The following is a 19,121-nucleotide window of genomic DNA, read 5'->3' as shown; positions in this document are numbered from 1 at the left end:
ACCTCCGTGGGACCTGATCGCCGCACGCCGGACGCGGTGGCGACGATCAGCGGTGCCGACGCCGGTGGACGGGGAGCCCGGGAACCGAGAAGGGGCTCCGCGACGGCGTGGCGGTCGGTCGCATGTCGATCTCACGAGTGGGGATCTGACTGAGCTGACCCAGCAGTCCGATGGGGATGGCGATGTCGCGACTCTGGCGCAACGCGTTGCGCGCCGCGGTCTGGTCGTCGACGGCGGCGGCACATTCCGGGCACGCCTGCAGGTGTCGAGCGGCACGCAGGTACGCACTCATCTTCAGTTCACCGTCGACGTAGGCCGCCACAGCCTCGGTGGACAGGTGATCGGTGGGCGCGAATCCCCGGCCACCGACGGTGCCCGGCGCGCGGTACCCGCGGTTGGGGGTGATCGATGAGCCAGCGGGCTGCAGACTCCATCGGCCACGCAGGTCGTCAGTGGACCCGGCATCACCGCGGTCCGACCGGTCGTCGGCGTCGGATGTCGGTTGGCGTGCCACTGCGTTCACCTCGTCACGTCTGTCGTCGGAACCGGTCTGTCGGACCCCCAGGGGGCCGAGTTCTCGGCGTGTCACGGTCCCTGCTGGTCCGAACCGGTCTGCGCCACTGTAACGGAGCAGTCCGAAACCGTCAGGGATGTCGCCAGGACAACGAGGGGGGTGCGCGGATGGTTCCCGTGGGCGGTCACGCGGGGCGTGGACCAGAGGAATGACGTCAGGCGACGGGTCCGGCCGCGACCGACTTCACATCGTGATGACCCTGCGCGGCGAGGTGCTCACGCAATGCCTGCCTGCCGCGATGGATACGGCTACGTACCGTGCCCAGTTTCACACCCAGAGTGGTCGCTATCTCCTCGTAGGACAGACCCTCGATGTCGCACAGGACGACGGTGGCGCGGAACTCCGGCGCCAGCGAGTCCAGGGCACTCTGCAGGTCGGGGTCGAGGTTGGCGTCGTGATAGACCTGCTCGGGATCAGGGCTGTTGCCCGGTACCCGCTCGTAGTCCTCGGGCAGCGCTTCCATCCGGATCTTGGCGCGGCGGCGCACCATGTCCAGGAACAGGTTGGTGGTGATGCGGTGCAGCCAGCCCTCGAAGGTGCCGGGGCGGTAGTTCTGCAGCGACCGGAACACCCGGATGAACGTCTCCTGGGTCAGGTCCTCGGCGTCCTGCGCATTACCGGACAGCCGGAACGCGAGGCGGTACACGCGGTCGGCGTGCTCGCGCACCAGTTCGTCCCACGACGGCATCAGGGCGCCGTCGCCGGTGGCGTCGAATCCCGCTGTACCCGTCGGCGTGACCTCCGCACCGGTCCCGTCGCCATCCATCAGCGTGATGTCGTCGGCGGGCATGCGTTCGGTAGCTCCGGTGTCGGTACCCGTCGGGTTCGTCATGTGCGCGGCTCCACTTCCTTCCGAGGATTGCCGGTCGATCCACGACATCCAACAGCGGGCGTCCGGGATCTGTTCCGGACCGGCTGCTCACGACGGTGGCGGCTTCCTGTACCCACGACTCTTTCCCATCGGGGTATGGCCGTGGTGTGAGCGAGCTGAGGTTTCGCTGAGAGTCCTGATCTGCCGCGACGAATGCGCGGAGTTGCCCGTCGGCTCTGCCGGTGGGCGTGACTCCGATAGTGTTCGGTGCGTGTCCGACCCGTCGCACGATCAGTTCCCCGACCCCCGATCGCTCGCCGCATACGCCGAATCGGCGATCGTCGAGGACGACATCCTGCTCGGTGCGCGTGAACGGGCCGTCGAGCTCGGGGCCCCGACCATCTCCCCCGCCGTCGGTGCCGCACTCAGTCTCTTCGCCACCCTGACCAATGCGAAGGCGGTCGTCGAGATCGGCACGGGCGCGGGACTGAGCGGGATGTGGTTGCTCGGCGGGATGACGCCCGAGGGCATCCTCACCACGATCGACGTCGAGGCCGAGCACCATCGGGCCGCGCGCCAGGGTTTCGTCGCCGCCGGTATCGCGCCGTCGCGGACGAGGCTGATCAACGGCCGCGCCGCCGAGGTGTTACCGCGGTTGGCCGACGAGTCCTACGACCTCATCTTCGTCAACGGGGCGATCATCGATCAGCCTCGGTATGTCGGCGAAGGTGTCCGACTGCTGCGACCCGGCGGTGTGTTGGTGGTGCACAACGCGGCGGCCGACGGACGCATCGCCGACCCCGAGCGCACCGACCCGGACACCGTGGCCGCGCGCGAGGCCGCCGTGGCCATCTCCGAGGACGAGTCGTTGACGCCGGTGGTCATCCCGCTGGGATCCGGACTGCTGGTCGCGGCCAAGCGTCGCTGACCGGAACGCGCGGCATCACGGCCCGCTCGACCGAGATCTCGGCCCGTTCGACGTCACGGCGGTGGCGGGACGGTGGGTTCGGGGTATTTGGCCGTGAGACCATCGCCTCTGGAGACGCCACGGAGTCGTCGCACGATCCACGGCGCGGCGTGTTGGGCGGTCCATTCCCGGTTGGCGCGGCGCCGTTGGGCGGAGGTCAGCGCGGGCGCAGGCGGGAAGTCGACGATCGGCAGGGCGTGCGAGATGCCGAGTACGTCGAGCACCGCGCCCGCCATCCGCTGGTGTCCGGCGGTGGAGAGGTGCATGCGGTCCCGTTCCCACATCCGGGTCTCCCGATAGGCGTCGTCACGCCAGAAGTCGACGAGCAACAGTCCGCGCCGGTCGACCACCTCCCGGAGCAACTCGTTGTAGATGGCGAACCGACCGCGCAGCGCGGAGAAGACCGACATGCCACCGGGATCGGCCAGCGTGAACGTCAGCACCGCGGCCCCGGAGGAGACCACTGTCGCCGCGCAGTCGTCGAACGCCTCGATCAACGCATCGATGTCGACCGACGGTCGCAACAGGTCGTTCACGCCTGCGCACACCGTCACCAGATCCGCACCCATCGCGACCGCGGCATGGGTCTGCTCGGCGAACACGGGTGCGGCAAGCCGTCCCCGGACGGCCAGATTCGCATAGCGGAACGTGGGGTCGTCGGCGGCCAGACACTGCGCGACGCGATCGGCCCAGCCGCGAACCCCGTTGGGGTAATCCGCATCGTCGTCGCCGACACCTTCGGTGAACGAATCGCCGATGGCCACGTAGCGGTGCGGTCGCGACACTGCGATGGGCACCGTGTGGGGCATCGAGGCGGTCACACGTCCGAGCTGAATCGCACCCCGCCGTCGGGCAAGGTGACACCGGGCCAGACGCGGGCACCGCGCAACAGCTCACACCGGGCACCGATCTCGGCGCCGTCGCCGATGACGCCGTCACGGATCAGCGCACGTGGTCCCACCCGCACCCCGAACCCGATGATGCTGCGCTCGATGACGGCACCGGCCTCGACCACCGCACCGTCGAAGATGACCGCGCCGTCGAGTCGCGCCCGGGCCCCGATCTCCGCACCCCGACCGACCACCGACCCACCGATGAGCAGCGCACCCGGGGCGACTCCCGCGCCCTCGTGCACGAGCGATTCACCGCGGTCCCCCGGCAGTGCAGGCGACGGCGCGATCCCGCGCACCAGATCGGAGGAGCCGCGCACGAAGTCCTCCGGTGTGCCCATGTCGCGCCAGTACCCGTTGTCGACGTGACCCTGGATGTGTTTGCCCGACGCCAGCAGTTGCGGGAACACCTCACGCTCCACCGAGACCTCGCGCCCGGACGGGATGTCGCCGATGATGGACCGTTTGAACACATAGCAACCCGCGTTGATCTGGTCGGTCGGCGGATCCTGGGTCTTCTCCAGGAAGGCGGTCACCCGACCGGTCTCGTCGGTCGGCACACTGCCGAAGGCGCGCGGGTCGGCGACCCGGAACAGCTGCAGGGTGACATCGGCGCCGCTCGAGTCGTGCGTCTCGATCAGCGCGTCGAGGTCGGCGCCACTGAGCACGTCGCCGTTGAAGACCATCACGGTGTCGGCGGTCAGCGAGTCGTACACGTTACGGATGCCGCCACCCGTGCCCAGCGGTTCGGTCTCGTGCACGTAGCGGATCTTGATGCCGAGCTTGGACCCGTCACCGAAGTAGTCCTCGAAGACCTGCGGCTGGAACGCGGTGCCGAGCACCACGTCGTTGATGCCCGCGGCCGCGATCCGCGACAGCAGGTGCTGCAGGAACGGCAGGCCGGCGACCGGCAGCATCGGCTTGGGGGCCGAGAGGGTCAGCGGCCGTAGGCGGGTGCCCTTGCCACCGACCAGGATGACGGCCTGGACGTCGCGTGCGCTCATCGGTTGGTGCTCTCCATCGGTATCCGGCCTTCCGCTGCTCTGGTTGGGTCTGATGTGAACGGATCATCTGTGCCCGACACCTGGTCACGGACGCGGGCCCGGCGGGCCGCGGCGACGGACAGGCGCGACCGCAGGGCCAGCCCCGCGCGCAGGGCCAGCCGCAGCGGCGCGTATCTCGGACCCGGATGGCGGTCGGCCTGGAATCGGTAGGCGCTGTCGTGGTGGGCCGGCAGCATCAGTTCGGGGTGCCTGCCCGCCGAGTGACCGGTCGAGTGGACGACGTGGGCGTCGGGCACGAACACGTTCCGCCAGCCCGCGCGACCGAGGCGGTCACCGAGATCCACGTCCTCCATGTACATGAAGTAGCGGGAGTCGAACCCGTTGACCGAGTCGAACGCAGTGCGCCGCAACAGCAGACACGACCCGGACAGCCAACCGACGTCGCGCTCGGTGATCTGCGCGTCGAGTTGTCGGTAGGCGGTGGACCAGGGGTTGGTCTTCCACACCGCGCCGAGCAGGGCGTGGCCGGTGCCGGACACCAGGTCGGGTACCTGACGGGCCGAGGGATAGATCGAACCGTCGGGTTCCCGGATCAGCGGCCCCAACGACCCCGCGCGGGGTCGACGGTCCGCCGCCGCGATCAGGCGGTCGATGGCGCCGTCTCCCCACTCGATGTCGGGATTGGCCACGACGACGAACTCGATGTCCGGATCCACCTCGGCGACCGCGCGGTTCACCGCCCCGCCGTAACCGACGTTGCCGCCGGTGTGCAGCAGGGTCACGCCGTCGAAGTCCCGCGCGGCGGCCTCGGGCGCCCCGTCGGTGGAGCCGTTGTCGGCGACGATGACCGACGGCGATCCCGCGGTAGCCCGCTGCAGGCTCCGCAGAAAGGTGCCGAGGTGTTCTCCTGGCGAGAAGGTCACCGTCACCACCGCGCACCGGGGCGGGCCGAACTGAGCAGTCACGCGCACAGGGTACCGGGGACCGGCCCGATCAGGCGTCCCCGGCGTGACGCACCGCGTCGTGAAGTGCGGCACGCCATTCGCGCAGTGGGGTCAGCCCGGCGTCCGACCACGCCGCCCCCGACAACACCGAGTACGCGGGCCGCGGTGCGGGCCGCGGGAACTCCGCGGTGGTACAGGGCTGGACTCGTCCCGGATCGGCGCCCACCGCCCGGAACACCTCGCGGGCGAGACCGAACCAGGTACACGATCCGGCGTTGGTGGCGTGGAGGACGGCCCCCACCGTTGTGGACGGTCGCGTGGTGGCGAGTTCGAGCAGCGCGTCGGCGAGGTCGACGGAGTAGGTCGGCGAACCGGTCTGGTCGTCGACGACCCGGGTGGTGTCGCGGGTCCGTTCCAGCCGGCGCATGGTGCTGACGAAGTCGGTCCCACCCTCGGCCCCGGTGTACACCCACGCGGTGCGCACGATCGTGGCCGTCGGGTCGGCCGCGCGGATCTCACGCTCACCCCCCAACTTGGTCCTGCCGTAGACACCGACGGGGTCGGGGCCGTCGACGTCACGGTCCTCCGGCCGCCACGGACGCGGTGCACCACCGGTGGGCACGAACACGTAGTCGGTGGACAGGTGGATCAACCACACTCCACGTCGCACCGAGTGCTCCGCCAGCAGCCGGGGTCCGTCGACATTGATCGCGGTGGCCCGCTCCACGTCGGTCTCCGCGCCGTCGACATCGGTGTGGGCGGCGCAGTTGATCACCACGTCACCGGGGCCGTACCCGTCCAGCACCGACGAGACCGACGCAGGGTCGGTGATGTCGAGCTCCGTCGAACCGAGCGCGGTGACCGAGGCAGGGCCACGGGCGCCGAGGAGCCGACCGACCTGGCCCGTCCCCCCGGTCACCAGAATGCGGGTCTCACCTGCGGTGGACGACGCTGCGATCATCACTGTCCTGTCGGTCGGATGGGTGACGGGGACCACCGTTGTCGGCGTCGCGGCGTTGCGCTGCGCGGTTGCCGCGATTCTCGCACGTACCCTTACTCCAGTCACCGGCTCCACGCGTGCTGCCACCCCGTGGGTGCCCCCTGATCGCGGGCGCCGGTGGTGGGTCCGACCGACGGCCGGACGTCCACGCCCGCCCACCGACACCCACCAGCCACGAGGAGCGCCACCCGCAGTGCCACCGTCCAGCGAGGAGCCACGCAGGCGAGCCGATCCGCGGCGCGCGGCGGGCCAGGGACGACCATCCCGTCCGGCATCGCCCCCGCCGGAGCGGTCCGATCCCGCGGAGCGTCCCCGACGCCGCGCCCCCCGACCCGACGAGCGTGACCCCCGTGCTCGTCGCGCCGTCGATCCGCCGCCCGACGACCGCCCTCGTCGGCAACCTCCCCAGCCCGACGCCGGTGCACGGCGAGACGCCGGGGCGAGGCGGTCCGGCGGCCGCCACCAGGCGCGGACCGACGCGGATGTGTCACGGAGGAGAGCCGCCGCCGACGCGCCGCGCGATCGGCCCCGCCGACCCGAGCGCGGTGCGACGTCGGTCACCCCGAAGGCCGCCGACGCGGGCACCACCTCTGTCGCCCAGAAGTCCTCACCGGCCGCGACGGCGACCGCGGCACGACCGGTTCAACTGGCCCGCCGGCACAGTGGGCGCATCCTGGTCGCGTTGGTCACCGCGGCGGTGTTGCTGGCGACCGGTTACGCGTGGAACGGGCTGGCCGGACTGCAGTCCAGCGTCACCCGCCTCGGCGACCTCTCGCTGGGCAAGGGCGCCGACGGCGCGGTAGACATCCTGTTGGTCGGCACCGACTCCCGGACCGACGCCCACGGGAATCCGTTGTCGGCCGGTGAGCTCGCCGAACTGCACGCCGGTGACGACGTGGCCACCAACACCGACACCATCCTGTTGATCCGCATCCCCAACGACGGGTCGTCGGCCACCGCGATCTCCATACCCCGCGACTCCTACGTCGACGTCCCGGGTATCGGGAAGACCAAGATCAACTCCGCCTACGGTTCCACCAAGGAGATCAAACGCGAGGCCGTGGTGAACGCGGGCGGCGATCCGACCGATGCGGAACGCCAAGGCGTGCAGGCCGGCCGCAAGGCGCTCATCGACTCCGTCGCCAATTTGACCGGGGTGCAGGTCGATCACTACGCCGAGGTGGGTCTGCTCGGCTTCGTCCTGCTGACCAACGCGGTCGGCGGGGTCCCCGTGTGTCTCAAGGGACCGGTCAACGAGCCGTTCTCCGGTGCGCATTTCCGCGCGGGTGAGCAGACGCTGAACGGTTCCCAGGCGTTGAGTTTCGTGCGTCAGCGTCACGAACTGCCGCGCGGCGACCTCGACCGGATCACCCGGCAGCAGGTGTACATGGCGTCACTTGCGCAGAAGGTGTTGTCGGCGGGCACGTTGTCGAACCCGGGCAAGCTCGGCGACCTCGAGGACGCGGTGTCGCGGTCGGTGGTCATCGACGACGGTTGGGACATCGTGAAGTTCACCGAGCAGCTCAAAGATCTCAGTGGTGGCAAGGTGAAATTCGCGACCATCCCGGTGGTGAGCGAGAACGGGTGGAGCGACGACGGTGACCAGAGCGTGGTGCAGGTGGACCCGACGCAGGTGCACGCCTTCACCAACAGTCTGCTGAACAAGAAGGCGGCGTCGACCGCGGGCCAGGCCCCCGACACCTCGTCGTACACCGTCGACGTGTCCAACACCGGTTCGGTGGCCGGGCTGGCCACCAACGTGGCCACCATCGTCACCAACAAGGGTTTTCAGAAGGGTGCGGTGGGCAATGCGGAGTCGGCCGACACCGACTCGATCATCTACGCCCACACCGACGATTCGGCTGCCAAGAACCTGGCCAAGCAACTCGGTGGACTGCCGGTGAAGGCCGATCCGGCGATGCCGTCGGGTCGGATGAAGGTGGTGCTCACCGACTCCTACGCGGGTCCCGGGTCCGTCAGCGACACCGGCAGCCAGCCCGACAGCACACCCACGCCGAGCAGTGCGGCGCCGAGCAGCGCCGACAACTCACCTTCGGTGACGGCCGGGTCGTCGCAACCCCAGTGTGTGAACTGAAGCGCAGTCCGCGAATCGAGAAGGAGCCGATCGTGACCTCCCCCGGGCCCACGGTGACCGACGCGCTGCTGGCGCCGTCGGCGCACCCCGATCCGACGCAGCCGTTGTTGACCTTCTACGACGACGCGAGTGGCGAACGGACCGAGCTGTCCGGGCTGACGCTGGCGAACTGGGCGGCCAAGACGGCGAATTTCGTCCGCGACGAGCTGGGTCTGGCCCCGGGTGAGGCGGTGGTGGTCGACCTGCCGGTGCACTGGCAGACCGCGGCCGTGCTGCTCGGCGTGTGGTGGGCGGGCTGCGAGGTGCGCACCGCTCCGGACCCGTCGGCTCCGGCGACATTCTGCGCTGCCTCGGCAGTGGAGGATCACGCCGACGGTGAGGTCATCGCTGTGCCGTTGGACGCTTTCGCGATGGCGGTGCCGGGCTTGCCGATGGGTGTCATCGACTTCGGGTCGGCCGTCCGCGTCCACGGTGACCGGTTCGTGCCGTCGGGTGCGGGCCCGGTGGCGCTCGACGGGTCGTCGGTGACGGCGGTTCTGACCGCCGCGGGCAAGGCAGCGGGGTCGGCCGGTCTGCGCCGGGGCGACCGTGTGCTGTCCACCCATGGCTGGACGAACGCCCAGGCGCTGATCGACGGGCTCATCGCGGTGTTCGCGGCCGGCTGTTCGCTGGTGCAGGTGGCGCATGCCGATCCGACCTCGCCCGGACGCCACGCCGAGACCGAGCGAGTGACCACCACTCTCTCCTGAGCGGCATCGTCGGACGGCATCACCGACCGGCTCAGGGCCGACGCAGCAGCCACCCGGTGCGGCCACCCCGGACCTCCAGGTCATCGCGGTGCGCGAGAGCTTCGGGGCCGTCGCCCAGCAGGTCGTCGAGAACCCGCAGGTCGTCGGGAGCGAGTGATCCGTCGAGCCATTCGCGGTAGCGACTCAACGCGATCTGGGCGTACCGCCCCTGCGGAGCCGATGGGGTCGCCGTGATCGTGAAGTGACGCTCGTCGAGGAGGTCGAAGCCGGCGGCGGTGAACCGGGGACCGAAGTCGGCGCCCAGCTCGGGGACCTCACGACGGGCCCGGTGGCCGACGGCCGCGAGCACCCGGCCCTCGAGTCCCGGTGCCTGCGCGGGCGCGTCGTCGCGGAGGTAGCGCATCGGTTCGGCCATCTCCGTGACGACGAACAATCCGCCGGGCCGCAACGCCGCGCGGACCTGCGCCATCACCCGGTCCGGGTCCGCGCAGTGATGCAGCGAATTCGCCATCCACACCAGATCCGGGGAACCCAGTTCCGGCCAGGGCTCGTCGAGGTCGGCGACCACCGTCTCGACCCGGTCGGTGACCCCGCGGTCGCCCGCCCGGATCCGCAACCGCGCCAGCATGTCCGGCGACGAGTCCACCGCCACCACCATGGCCCGCGGACACACGGTCGCCAGCAGGGTGGTCCCGGTGCCGGTCCCCGCACCGAGATCGGCGATCCGGTGCACCGCCCCGGTGTGTGGGGCCAACCAGTCGGCGAGGGTCGCGAAGTACTCGGTCAACACCTCGGCGTCGAGGTCGAGGAGTTCGGCCATCCCGGTGTCGTCGTGGTGATGGTGATGATGCGTGGTCATAATTCGATCGTAGGGTCGCCTGCGAATTTCGCATATAGTCTTGCCGATGAAGCAAGAGAAGGATGAGCCCGACTCGGTCGACACTCTGATCCGCACCCGCATCCGAGGTCTGCGCGTGGCCCGCGGATGGTCCCTGGACGCTCTCGCCGCGCGCTGCCACCTGAGTCCGTCGACGCTCAGCCGCATCGAGACCGGGCACCGACGCATCGTGTTGGATCAGTTGATCCCGCTTGCTCGGGCGCTGGGCACCACCCTCGACGACCTGGTCGCCTCCGACCTCGACGAGGATGTGGTGATCCGGCCGCAGCGCGACCACGGGCGGACCGGAAGCGGTCGCACGGTCTGGTACCTCAGCCGGGAGGCGGGGGCGCAGGGCACCACCGTCGCCAAGATGCGCATCGACGCGGCCACGCCACCGCTGCTGCCGTCGGCATTGCGCGTCCATCCCGGTCGGGACTGGTTCACCGTGCTCACCGGGGTGGCCCGCCTACAACTCGGTGACCGCACGATCCTGGTGGAGGCCGGTCAGGCCGCCGAGTTCGACACCATGACACCGCATCACATCGGGGCGGCGGAGGCGCCGATGGAACTGATCACGATGCTCGATCACGAGGGTCGGCGGATCCACCTGCACGACACCGACGACACCCCCCGGTGAGCGGGCACCGTCAGCGCAGCAGCGCCCGGGACATGACGACCCGCTGGATCTGGTTGGTGCCCTCGTAGATCTGGGTGATCTTGGCGTCGCGCATCATCCGCTCCACCGGGAAGTCGCGGGTGTACCCGGCGCCACCGAACAACTGCACCGCGTCGGTGGTCACCTCCATCGCGACGTCGGAGGCGAAGCACTTCGACGCCGAGGAGATGAACCCCAGGTTCTTCTCACCGCGCTCCGCGCGCGCCGCCGAGGTATAGACCATCAACCGGGCCGCCTCGATCTTCATCGCCATGTCGGCGACCATGAACTCCACACCCTGGAACGAGCTGATCGGCTTGCCGAACTGCTTGCGGTCCTTGATGTACTCGATGGCCTTGTCCAGCGCGCCCTGCGCGATGCCGACGGCCTGCGCACCGATGGTCGGCCGGGTGTGGTCGAGGGTGGCCAGGGCGGTCTTGAACCCGGTGCCCGGCTCGCCGATGATCCGATCACCCGGGATGGTGCAGTTCTCGAAATGCAACTCGGCGGTCGGCGAACCCTTGATACCGAGCTTCTTCTCCAACCCGGCCACACTGAAGCCCGGGTCGTCCTTGTGCACCATGAACGCCGAGATCCCATTGGCGCCCTTCTCCGGATCGGTCACCGCCATCACGGTGTACCAACTGGACACCCCACCGTTGGTGATCCACGCCTTGGTGCCGTTGAGCACCCAGTCGTCACCCTTCTGGGCCGCGCGCGTACGCATCGACGCGGCGTCCGAACCGGCCTCGCGCTCGGACAGCGCATACGACGCCATCGCGTCGCCGGAGGCGATCTCCGTGAGAACCTTCTGCTTGAGTTCCTCCGACCCGGACAGGATCAACCCCATGGTGCCGAGCTTGTTCACCGCCGGGATCAGCGACGCCGAGGCGTCGACGCGAGCGACCTCTTCGATGACGATGCAGGCGGCGACCGAGTCACCACCCTGACCGCCGTACTCCTCACCCACGTGGATGGCGTTGAAACCCGACGCGGTGAGCGCCTTGCGGGCCTCCTCGGGGAAGCGCGAGTTCTCGTCCACCTCGGCGGCGAAGGGCTCGATCTCCTTCTCGGCGAGCGATCGGATGGCCGCGCGCAATTCGCGGTGTTCCTCCGGCAACTGGAACAGGTCGAAATCGGGGTTGGCAACCATGGGGAGCTCCTGAGCGGACGGGTCGATGTCGCCACCGATCCTAGTACCGCCCTCCGATTCGGTTACTCGCAGGTAACTCGAGTCCCACCGTCGACCCGCCGGTCATCACTCGTACCTGGTGCGGCGCCGGTCGGTACGGCAGGGTGGTGTGCAGTCGGCCGGTATGGCAGGCCGGTGGGAGAAGGGACGGACCCGACGATGGCCGACGACGACCTCGCCGACTTCGAGAAGACCCGGTTCGGCGCAACCGGCGACGAGTTCACCGTGTACCGCAAGGGCACCGGACCGGCGGTGATCGTGATCGCCGAGATGCCCGGCATCACCCCCGAGGTCGCGGCATTCGGACGCCGGGTGGCCGACATCGGCTGCACCGCGGTGTTGCCGTCGCTGTTCGGTACCGACGGCCGCGACGCGTTGCCCAGCGCCCACGGCACCATCGCCGCCGCACGCACGGCGCTCGGCACCATGACCTCGGCGTGTATCAGCAAGGAGTTCACCGTCTTGGCGACCGGTCGGTCGTCGCCGGTGGTGGCCTGGTTGCGCGCGCTGGCCCGCTCCGAACACGATCGCTGCGGCGGGCCGGGGGTGGGGGCCATCGGCATGTGCTTCACCGGCGGGTTCGCGCTGTCGATGGCGGTCGACGACCGGTTGCTCGCCCCGGTGCTCGCCCAACCGGGACTGCCCTTCGCGGTGACACCCGGGCGGGCCCGCAACATCGACATCAGTCCCGCGGACCTGCAGACCGTGAAACAACGGTGTGCGGCCGGACTGCAGGTGAAAGGGGTCCGGTTCTCCGGTGACCGCATGTGCCCGCGGAGTCGTTTCCGGTTCCTCCGCGACCAACTCGGTGACGCATTCCTCGCGACCGAGGTCCCCAACAGCGCCGCCAACAAGAACGTGCCGGTGCCGCCGCATTCGCCGATGACCCTGCATCTCGTCGACGAACCCGGTGAACCCACTCGCGAGGCACTCGACGAGGTGCTGGCGTTCTTCGTCGACCGGCTGCAGGTGACGCCGCCGGACTGAACCCGATCAGTCGCCGAGCAGTCGGTCGCGCAGGGCGGCGTCCTTCTCGGCGACCAGTTCCTCGAGTCCCCGCTGGAACTCGGCCATCCGCCCTTGTAACTGCGGATCCGCGGTGCCCAGGATGCGCACCGCCAGCAGACCGGCGTTGCGGGCCCCGCCGATGGAGACGGTGGCGACCGGCACCCCCGCGGGCATCTGCACGATCGAGAGCAGCGAGTCCATGCCGTCGAGGTATTTCAGCGGCACCGGCACCCCTATCACCGGGAGCGGCGTCGCCGACGCCACCATGCCGGGCAGATGGGCCGCACCGCCCGCGCCGGCGATGATCACCGAGATGCCCCGGGCCGCGGCGTCGCGGGCGTAGTCGAGCATCCGTTGCGGCGTGCGGTGGGCCGACACCACCCCGACCTCGAACCGGACGCCGAATTCAGCGAGCGCCTGCGCGGCCGGTTCCATGGTGGGCCAGTCGGAGTCGCTGCCCATGATCAGTCCGACACGCGGGCCGTCCCCCGCGATCGATTCAGTGCTCGTCATGCGGATCCCATCCGTCGGTCCACACCGCGGTGGACATCCAGGTGGCCGCGCGTTCGGCGCGTTCGCGGATCGCGGCCACGTAGTCCTCGTCGTCGGGCGACCCCGCCCCGACCCCGACACCGGCCGTGCCGACGATGTTCACGTGGCCGATCTTCCGGTCGGGTCGTTCCCCCTTGCCGTAGAGATGTACCCGGGCCTCGGGGATTCGGGCCATCAGGTGGTGGAGCCGTTCGTCCATCGTCATCGTCGGTGTCTGCTCGGCCCCCAGGATGTTGGCCATCACCGTCACCGGTGCGCGTGCCGACGTCGCTCCGAGCGGGTAGTCGAGAACCGCCCGCAGATGCTGCTCGAACTGGTCGGTCACCGCACCGTCCATGGTCCAGTGCCCACTGTTGTGCGGTCGCATGGCGAGCTCGTTGACCGACAACGCACCCGACTCCTTCTCGAACAGTTCCACGGCCATCACCCCCACCACCCCGAGTTCGGCGGCGAGCCGCAGGGCGAGGTGTTCGGCCGCCTCGGCGGTCGACGGATCCAGTCCGGGCGCGGGGGCGATGGCCACCGCGCACTGACCATGACGTTGTACGGTCTCGACCACCGGCCAGGCCGCGCCCTGCCCGAAGGGCGACCGGGCGATCATCGCCGACAATTCCCGGCGCATCGGCACCCGCTGCTCCACCAGCAGGTCACCGTCGACCTCCGCGAGCACGGCCCGCGCGTCGGACTCGTTGTCGAGTACCCAGACCCCGCGACCGTCGTATCCGCCGCGGACGGTCTTCAGCACCACCTGCCAGTCGTGACGGGCACCGAACTCCGCGAGCACCGTGTCGCGGTCGGTGCCGGACAGGTCGGCGAAGTCGGGCACCGGGACACCGAGTTCGGCCAGCCGCACCCGCATGCGCAACTTGTCCTGGGCGTAGATCAGGGCCTGTGGGGGCGGCAGCACCACGACACCCTCGTCCTGCAGAGTCCGCAGGTGCTCCACCGGTGCGCCCTCGTGGTCGAAGGTCAGCGCCGCCGCCCCACGGGCCGCCGTGCGCAGCGCCTCGAGGTCGGTGTGCGAGCCCACCACCACGTCCGGACTCACCTGCGCGGCCGGGTCGTCCTGCGAGGTGGCCAACACCCGCAGGCACTGGCCCAGGCCGATCGCGGCCTGCTGGGTCATCCGGGCCAGCTGCCCACCGCCGACCATCGCGACCGTGGGCATCGACCGCTGGTCGGCGCTGTCTCGGAGCACCGGCCTCGGCTCACCCACCGCCACGGACTCCGGGTCCCCGCCTGCGCCTGTCGGTACGTCGTTCACGACAGGTCATCGTTCCATGCCTGGTACCGCACCGTGGTGTCCGGTGTGCCCAGCAGCGCGCCGCCGTGTCCGACGGCGATCAGCCCGGCTGATCGTCTCCGGGGACCACGATCTGCCACACCACTCCGAACCGGTCCCGAACCTGGCCGTAGTGATCGCCCCACGGCGCGACCTCGAACGGCATCACCTTCTCGCCCCCCGCGGACACCACACGATCGATCAGGTCGCGGGCGGACCCGACCGAGTCTGGTCCGATGATGAACGAGTAGTGGTCACTCGCCAATGCCGACGCTCCCCCGCCGACGTCGTCGCCGATCGCGTCCCCGCCCGCGAGCGTCACCAGACCGCCCGTCAACTGGGCGTGCGCGACCGCGTCGGCGGGCGGTTCGAACGGGAATCCGGAGGTGTCGCCGATGGATCCATAGGTCCGCAGATCCAGGGTGCCGCCGAAGAGATCGGCGTAGTGGTCGAAGGCCTCGTGGGCGTTTCCGGGAAAGCTGATGTACGGCGAGAACGACGGGGTTGCCATACGCACGATGGTGTCACAGATCACTCCACCGGGACCGGCGTCGGTGGCACCTGCCACACCTCGAGGCCCCCGTTTCGTACACTCTTGGCTTGTGTCGTTCATCGACGGGCTGATGGCCCGCACGCCCGGTCCGCTCCGGCGCGTGATGATGCGCCACCACGAACTCATCAAGTTCGCTCTCGTCGGCGGCACCACCTTCGTCGTCGACATGGCCATCTTCTATCCGCTCAGCCTGACGATCCTGGAGAGCAAACCGGTCATCGCCAAGGTCATCTCGGGTGTCATCGCGACCATCCTCAGCTATGTGCTCAACCGCGAGTGGGCGTTCAAGAACCGCGGCGGCCGCGAACGTCACCACGAGGCACTGCTGTTCTTCGTGATCAGCGGGATCGGGGTGGTACTGCAGGCGGCGCCGCTGTGGGTGGCCAACAACGTCTTCGATGTCCGGCACAACGTCAGCGTCTCCGAGCAGGTCGTCCTCGACTTCGTGCTCGGCTACCTCATCGGCAACGTGCTGCAGATGGCCTTCCGATTCTGGGCACTGCGCAGGTTCGCGTTCCCCGAGGACCAGCTACACGGCGGTGAGGCCGGGTCGACCGATCTGCACCCGACCACCGAGGAGCTCGCCGACGAGGAGCTCGGCCATTCCTGACGCCGCGCCGTACCCGGTCAGCGCGGCTCGCTGACCGCCCGCGCGACCGGCCGGGCCGCACCTGCGGCCGGCAGCACGATGGTGAACACCGCGGGCCGCCGGGAGCTGAGTTCCAGTCGTCCCGCGTCGGCCTCCACCAACGCCCGGGCCAACGGCAGTCCCACCCCACTCGAACCCTGGGACGAGAACCCGCGCCGGAAGATGTGCGGGGCGACGCTGTCCGGAACCCCCGGCCCCTCGTCGGCGACGCTGATACGCACCGTCTCGGCCGACAGGTCGCGTACCTCCACCCGGCAGTTCCCCGCGCCATGGCGCAACGCGTTGTCCAGCAGCACGCTGACCGCTTCCCGCAATCGGCTCGGCGACGTCCAGGCCATCCCGTCACCGTCGACGTCGGCGGTGACCCGACGCGACCGTGCGGTGAAGGCCGCGGAGAAGTCGTCGACCACCGTCTCGATCACCGGTCGCACCGGGATCGGTTCGGTGGCCGCCGAGTCGGACTCGCGGGATGCCGCGATCAACCCGTCGAGATCCTCACTGAGCCGCTCCACCTGCGACAACGCCGCGTCAGCCTCGGCAACCACGTCCGGGTCCGGATGCATGGCCAGTTCGTCGAGGCGTAACTGGATCGCGGTCAGTCGACTACGCAACTGATGCGAGACGTCGCCGACGATGCGACCCTCACGTTCGAGGCGCATCGCGATCTCCTGGTTGGCCAACGACATCGCCCCCGCGACCTGATCGAGTTCGGCGATGTCATAGCGGGTCCAGCCGGTACGCAGGTCGCCGCCGGCCATCCGCGACGCCCGATCCGCGAGATCACTGAGCGGTCGGGTCAACCGCGCCGAGATGGCCAGCGCGACCACGATCCCGGCCAGCACCGACAGCAACACCAGTGTCGTCACCGCGCCCACCGCGGCCCACTGATCCCGACGTTGGCGTTCGATGTTGACGTGGAGGGTGATACGACCTTCCCGCCCGAGGTCGATGGTGCGAGACTGCGACGGTCCGGATTCCGGGCGGCCGATGTCGGTCTCGCCCATCCGGGCCGACCCCCCGGGTTCGTTCGCGGTGGGATACCGGACGACCATCCAGCCCCGTGCCGGGATCAGCGCGGCGAGCGAGTCGGTGTCGAGATGGTCCACCACCCCGTCCTCGGCGTCGGCCACCAACACCGGCGCCGCCGACTCCAACCGCTGGGCCAACTCGCGGTCGGTGCTGCGTTCCACCCACCACCACGCCATCACCGACAGCGGGATCCCCAGCATCAGTCCGATGGCCAACACCACCGCGATGGTCGAGCGCAGGATGGTCCGACGCACGGCGTCTAGTCCGGATCGAAGCGGAAGCCGACCCCGCGGACGGTGACGATGCGCTTCGTGCGATCGGGCTGGTCGTCGCCGATCTTGCGCCGCAACCAGGACACGTGCATGTCCAGGGTCTTCGACGACCGCAGATCCGCCGACCCCCACACCTCGGTGAGGATCTCCTCGCGGCTGACCACCTGACCGGGTCGTTCCATCAGGAACCGCAGCAGGTCGAACTCGCGGTTGGCCAGGGTGGTGTCCCGGCCCCCGACCAACACGCGACGACCGCGGGTGTCGAGCTGCAGGTCGCCTGCCTCGAGCACCACGTCGGAGACCTTGCGGCGCAGCAGGGCGCGGACGCGGGCCAGCAGTTCGGCCAACCGGAAGGGTTTGCCCACGTAGTCGTCGGCGCCGGCGTCGAGCCCGACGACGAAGTCCACCTCGTCGGTGCGTGCGGTCAGCATCAGCACCGCGAGTTGCGGACGTACCTGCCGCAGTTGCCTGCACACCTCCAGACCGTCCATCTCCGGTAACCCGAGGTCGAGGACCAGCAGTTCGAAGCGTGGGTCCTGAGCTCTCCGCAGCGCGGCCGTCCCGGTGGTCACCACCTCACATCCGTAACCCTCACGGGTCAGCGCCCGGGCCAGTGGGCTGGCGATCGCCTCGTCGTCCTCGGCGAGCAGCACCTCGGTGTGCGCGGATCGGGCGGGCACGGGTGGGCTCTGGGCGGGGGCATCTCCCGCGGGTGGGTTGTGGATCGACTCGTCGCGCACCTCTCCGGTCACCTGACCCCAACCTCCTGATGGAGCAATGCGTGCACCTTCCGTATGTGTGGGACGGACTCGAAGGCCAGCGGATCGTCGGCCACCGACTCGATCACCAGCGTGCCGGTGCGCAGCATCCGGTCGAGGACCCCGTGCCGGAACTCCACAGAGCTGATGCGTTGCACCGGGATGTCGACCCCGGACCGCGACAACAGACCGTCGCGGCGGGTGACGCGACGGTCGGTGAGCACGAAGTGCGTGGTGCGCCAGCCGATCAGCGGGCGCACGAAGAACCACATAGTCACCGCGAGCCAGACCGCCAGGATGACCATCCCCACCGCCAGCTGTGCGGTCGGGTCCATCGACGAGCGAGTGGTCGCACCCGCGGCCAGTCCGGCCACGGCGGTGGCGACCAGGAACAGGACGACCGGGACCACCAGACACTTCCAGTGGGGATGGCTGTGCACGACGATCCTTTCGCCGTCGACCAGCATGTTCTCCGGGTAGCCCACTCCCATGACGGTAGTCCATCCGCCGCAGGTCACGACTCGCCGCCGATCTCGTGTCGACCGCCCGTCATGGGCCACCGGGCACCCTCGCGTCAGTACACTCGCGGTCGACCCGAGGCGTTCGACGGAGGTGATGACGCCCGTGTATTCCGATGATCCGCGCGACCGCGACCCGCGGACCGCCCGTTACGAACGTGACCCGTATGGCCACCCCGACGACCGCTACGGGTACCCCGGCGGCGGTCAGTACTACCAGCAGCCCGCCTACGACCAGGATCCGCGGTACGCACCCCCGCCGCAGCAGGCCCCGCAGAAGCCGCCGCGCCGAGGGCCGCAGATCAACGCCGGCCTGTATGCGGGTGGGGTGATCGCCTCGGCCATCGTCACCGCGCTCGCCGCATGGCTGGTCGCCTGGGTGATCCGCATCATCTCCGAGCGGATCACCGAGATGGGCAAACTCGGCGTCTGGAACCCGATGGCCCAGGACGAGTACTGGTTCGCGGTGGTCGCCGTGCTGTGCGCGCTCGCCGGCGGAGCGCTCTGGTACCTGCTACAACTGACCACCCCGTCGCCGAACCAGTTCTACACCTGGATCGTCGGCCTGCTCATCGCCGCCGCGGTGGTGGTACCGCTGGCCCTGTCCAGCGAGATCTGGGTGGGTATCAGCACCGCGGTCGAACACGTCGTGATCGGGGTGCCGATTCTGGTGCTGATCCGCGCGGTCGGCGCGAAGAGCATCGTAGGACGGCGCTGACGGCCCGACTCGGCCCGACCC

At 69.5% G+C, this 19,121-nt stretch carries 21 protein-coding genes; 7 read left to right on the top strand and 14 right to left on the bottom strand.

Features of this window, described 5'->3' with window-relative positions; all coding sequences use genetic code 11:
• Positions 1–46: 46 nt before the first annotated feature.
• Together BW971_RS05285 and sigE are read right to left on the bottom strand one after the other, a co-directional pair.
• Positions 47–523 (bottom strand): anti-sigma factor family protein, encoded by a 477-nt coding sequence (locus BW971_RS05285; RefSeq protein ID WP_143690202.1) that lies wholly within the window; start codon positions 521–523, stop codon positions 47–49.
• Positions 524–728: 205 nt separating this feature from the next.
• The gene (gene sigE / locus BW971_RS05280) at positions 729–1,364 is read right to left on the bottom strand and encodes an RNA polymerase sigma factor SigE (RefSeq protein ID WP_200799363.1); all 636 of its coding nucleotides are present in this window, start codon (positions 1,362–1,364) and stop codon (positions 729–731) included.
• A gap of 292 nt (positions 1,365–1,656) precedes the next feature.
• Here sigE and BW971_RS05275 point away from each other — a divergent pair, with 292 nt between their 5' ends.
• Positions 1,657–2,313, top strand: a complete 657-nt coding sequence (locus tag BW971_RS05275) for an O-methyltransferase (protein WP_076477163.1) — start codon at positions 1,657–1,659, stop codon at positions 2,311–2,313.
• Positions 2,314–2,366: 53 nt separating this feature from the next.
• On the opposite strand, the gene BW971_RS05270 is transcribed toward BW971_RS05275, so the two are convergent.
• From BW971_RS05270 to rfbD, 4 genes are read right to left on the bottom strand one after another with little or no spacing between them, the layout of a single operon-like run.
• A complete protein-coding gene (locus BW971_RS05270) occupies positions 2,367–3,149 on the bottom strand; it encodes an SGNH/GDSL hydrolase family protein (protein ID WP_234974240.1) in 783 nt (260 codons plus the stop codon).
• A gap of 20 nt (positions 3,150–3,169) precedes the next feature.
• Complete coding sequence (gene manB / locus BW971_RS05265) at positions 3,170–4,246, bottom strand: mannose-1-phosphate guanylyltransferase (RefSeq protein ID WP_076477161.1); 1,077 nt, start codon at positions 4,244–4,246, stop codon at positions 3,170–3,172.
• Positions 4,243–5,211 carry a glycosyltransferase family 2 protein gene (locus BW971_RS05260; protein ID WP_076477470.1) on the bottom strand — a complete coding sequence of 323 codons (969 nt, stop codon included), beginning with the start codon at positions 5,209–5,211 and terminating at the stop codon, positions 4,243–4,245. Before BW971_RS05260 ends, manB begins: the two co-directional genes overlap by 4 nt.
• A gap of 28 nt (positions 5,212–5,239) precedes the next feature.
• A complete protein-coding gene (gene rfbD / locus BW971_RS05255; protein WP_076477159.1) occupies positions 5,240–6,151 on the bottom strand; it encodes a dTDP-4-dehydrorhamnose reductase in 912 nt (303 codons plus the stop codon).
• Between the two features lie 523 nt (positions 6,152–6,674).
• Here rfbD and BW971_RS05250 point away from each other — a divergent pair.
• Positions 6,675–8,285 carry an LCP family protein gene (locus tag BW971_RS05250; RefSeq protein WP_234974239.1) on the top strand — a complete coding sequence of 537 codons (1,611 nt, stop codon included), beginning with the start codon at positions 6,675–6,677 and terminating at the stop codon, positions 8,283–8,285.
• A gap of 32 nt (positions 8,286–8,317) precedes the next feature.
• Positions 8,318–9,034 (top strand): TIGR03089 family protein, encoded by a 717-nt coding sequence (locus BW971_RS05245; protein WP_076477467.1) that lies wholly within the window; start codon positions 8,318–8,320, stop codon positions 9,032–9,034.
• A 31-nt stretch (positions 9,035–9,065) separates the two neighbouring features.
• Here the strand turns inward: BW971_RS05245 and BW971_RS05240 are convergent, their stop codons facing one another.
• Complete coding sequence (locus tag BW971_RS05240) at positions 9,066–9,893, bottom strand: class I SAM-dependent methyltransferase (RefSeq protein WP_076477156.1); 828 nt, start codon at positions 9,891–9,893, stop codon at positions 9,066–9,068.
• Between the two features lie 46 nt (positions 9,894–9,939).
• On the opposite strand from BW971_RS05240, the gene BW971_RS05235 reads away from it, so the two are divergent.
• A complete protein-coding gene (locus BW971_RS05235; RefSeq protein WP_076477154.1) occupies positions 9,940–10,551 on the top strand; it encodes a helix-turn-helix transcriptional regulator in 612 nt (203 codons plus the stop codon).
• 10 nt (positions 10,552–10,561) lie between these two features.
• Here the strand turns inward: BW971_RS05235 and BW971_RS05230 are convergent, their stop codons facing one another.
• Positions 10,562–11,722, bottom strand: coding sequence for an acyl-CoA dehydrogenase (locus BW971_RS05230; protein WP_076477152.1), 1,161 nt, complete (start codon positions 11,720–11,722; stop codon positions 10,562–10,564).
• 198 nt (positions 11,723–11,920) lie between these two features.
• Here BW971_RS05230 and BW971_RS05225 point away from each other — a divergent pair, with 198 nt between their 5' ends.
• Positions 11,921–12,748, top strand: a complete 828-nt coding sequence (locus BW971_RS05225; RefSeq protein WP_076477150.1) for a dienelactone hydrolase family protein — start codon at positions 11,921–11,923, stop codon at positions 12,746–12,748.
• Between the two features lie 6 nt (positions 12,749–12,754).
• Here the strand turns inward: BW971_RS05225 and purE are convergent, their stop codons facing one another.
• From purE to BW971_RS05210, 3 genes are all read right to left on the bottom strand, one after another.
• Positions 12,755–13,282, bottom strand: coding sequence for a 5-(carboxyamino)imidazole ribonucleotide mutase (gene purE, locus BW971_RS05220; protein WP_076477148.1), 528 nt, complete (start codon positions 13,280–13,282; stop codon positions 12,755–12,757).
• Positions 13,269–14,489, bottom strand: a complete 1,221-nt coding sequence (locus BW971_RS05215; protein ID WP_083709315.1) for a 5-(carboxyamino)imidazole ribonucleotide synthase — start codon at positions 14,487–14,489, stop codon at positions 13,269–13,271. Before BW971_RS05215 ends, purE begins: the two co-directional genes overlap by 14 nt.
• A gap of 175 nt (positions 14,490–14,664) precedes the next feature.
• Positions 14,665–15,114 carry a VOC family protein gene (locus BW971_RS05210; RefSeq protein WP_076477464.1) on the bottom strand — a complete coding sequence of 150 codons (450 nt, stop codon included), beginning with the start codon at positions 15,112–15,114 and terminating at the stop codon, positions 14,665–14,667.
• A gap of 91 nt (positions 15,115–15,205) precedes the next feature.
• Here BW971_RS05210 and BW971_RS05205 point away from each other — a divergent pair, with 91 nt between their 5' ends.
• Positions 15,206–15,766 (top strand): GtrA family protein, encoded by a 561-nt coding sequence (locus tag BW971_RS05205; protein WP_200799354.1) that lies wholly within the window; start codon positions 15,206–15,208, stop codon positions 15,764–15,766.
• A gap of 17 nt (positions 15,767–15,783) precedes the next feature.
• On the opposite strand, the gene BW971_RS05200 is transcribed toward BW971_RS05205, so the two are convergent.
• The 3 genes from BW971_RS05200 to BW971_RS05190 form a co-directional block, all read right to left on the bottom strand.
• A complete protein-coding gene (locus tag BW971_RS05200; RefSeq protein ID WP_076477144.1) occupies positions 15,784–17,088 on the bottom strand; it encodes a sensor histidine kinase in 1,305 nt (434 codons plus the stop codon).
• Positions 17,089–17,093: 5 nt separating this feature from the next.
• The gene (locus tag BW971_RS05195) at positions 17,094–17,786 is read right to left on the bottom strand and encodes a response regulator transcription factor (protein ID WP_076477458.1); all 693 of its coding nucleotides are present in this window, start codon (positions 17,784–17,786) and stop codon (positions 17,094–17,096) included.
• A 68-nt stretch (positions 17,787–17,854) separates the two neighbouring features.
• Entirely contained in the window at positions 17,855–18,355 is a 501-nt protein-coding gene (locus tag BW971_RS05190) for a PH domain-containing protein (RefSeq protein ID WP_234974237.1), read from the bottom strand.
• A gap of 133 nt (positions 18,356–18,488) precedes the next feature.
• On the opposite strand from BW971_RS05190, the gene BW971_RS05185 reads away from it, so the two are divergent.
• The gene (locus BW971_RS05185) at positions 18,489–19,100 is read left to right on the top strand and encodes a DUF6069 family protein (protein WP_407701194.1); all 612 of its coding nucleotides are present in this window, start codon (positions 18,489–18,491) and stop codon (positions 19,098–19,100) included.
• Positions 19,101–19,121 lie beyond the last annotated feature (21 nt).

Source organism: Williamsia sterculiae (genome assembly GCF_900156495.1).
Classification (GTDB): Bacteria; Actinomycetota; Actinomycetes; order Mycobacteriales; family Mycobacteriaceae; genus Williamsia_B; species Williamsia_B sterculiae.
This window is presented reverse-complemented; position numbering and strand designations above follow the sequence as displayed.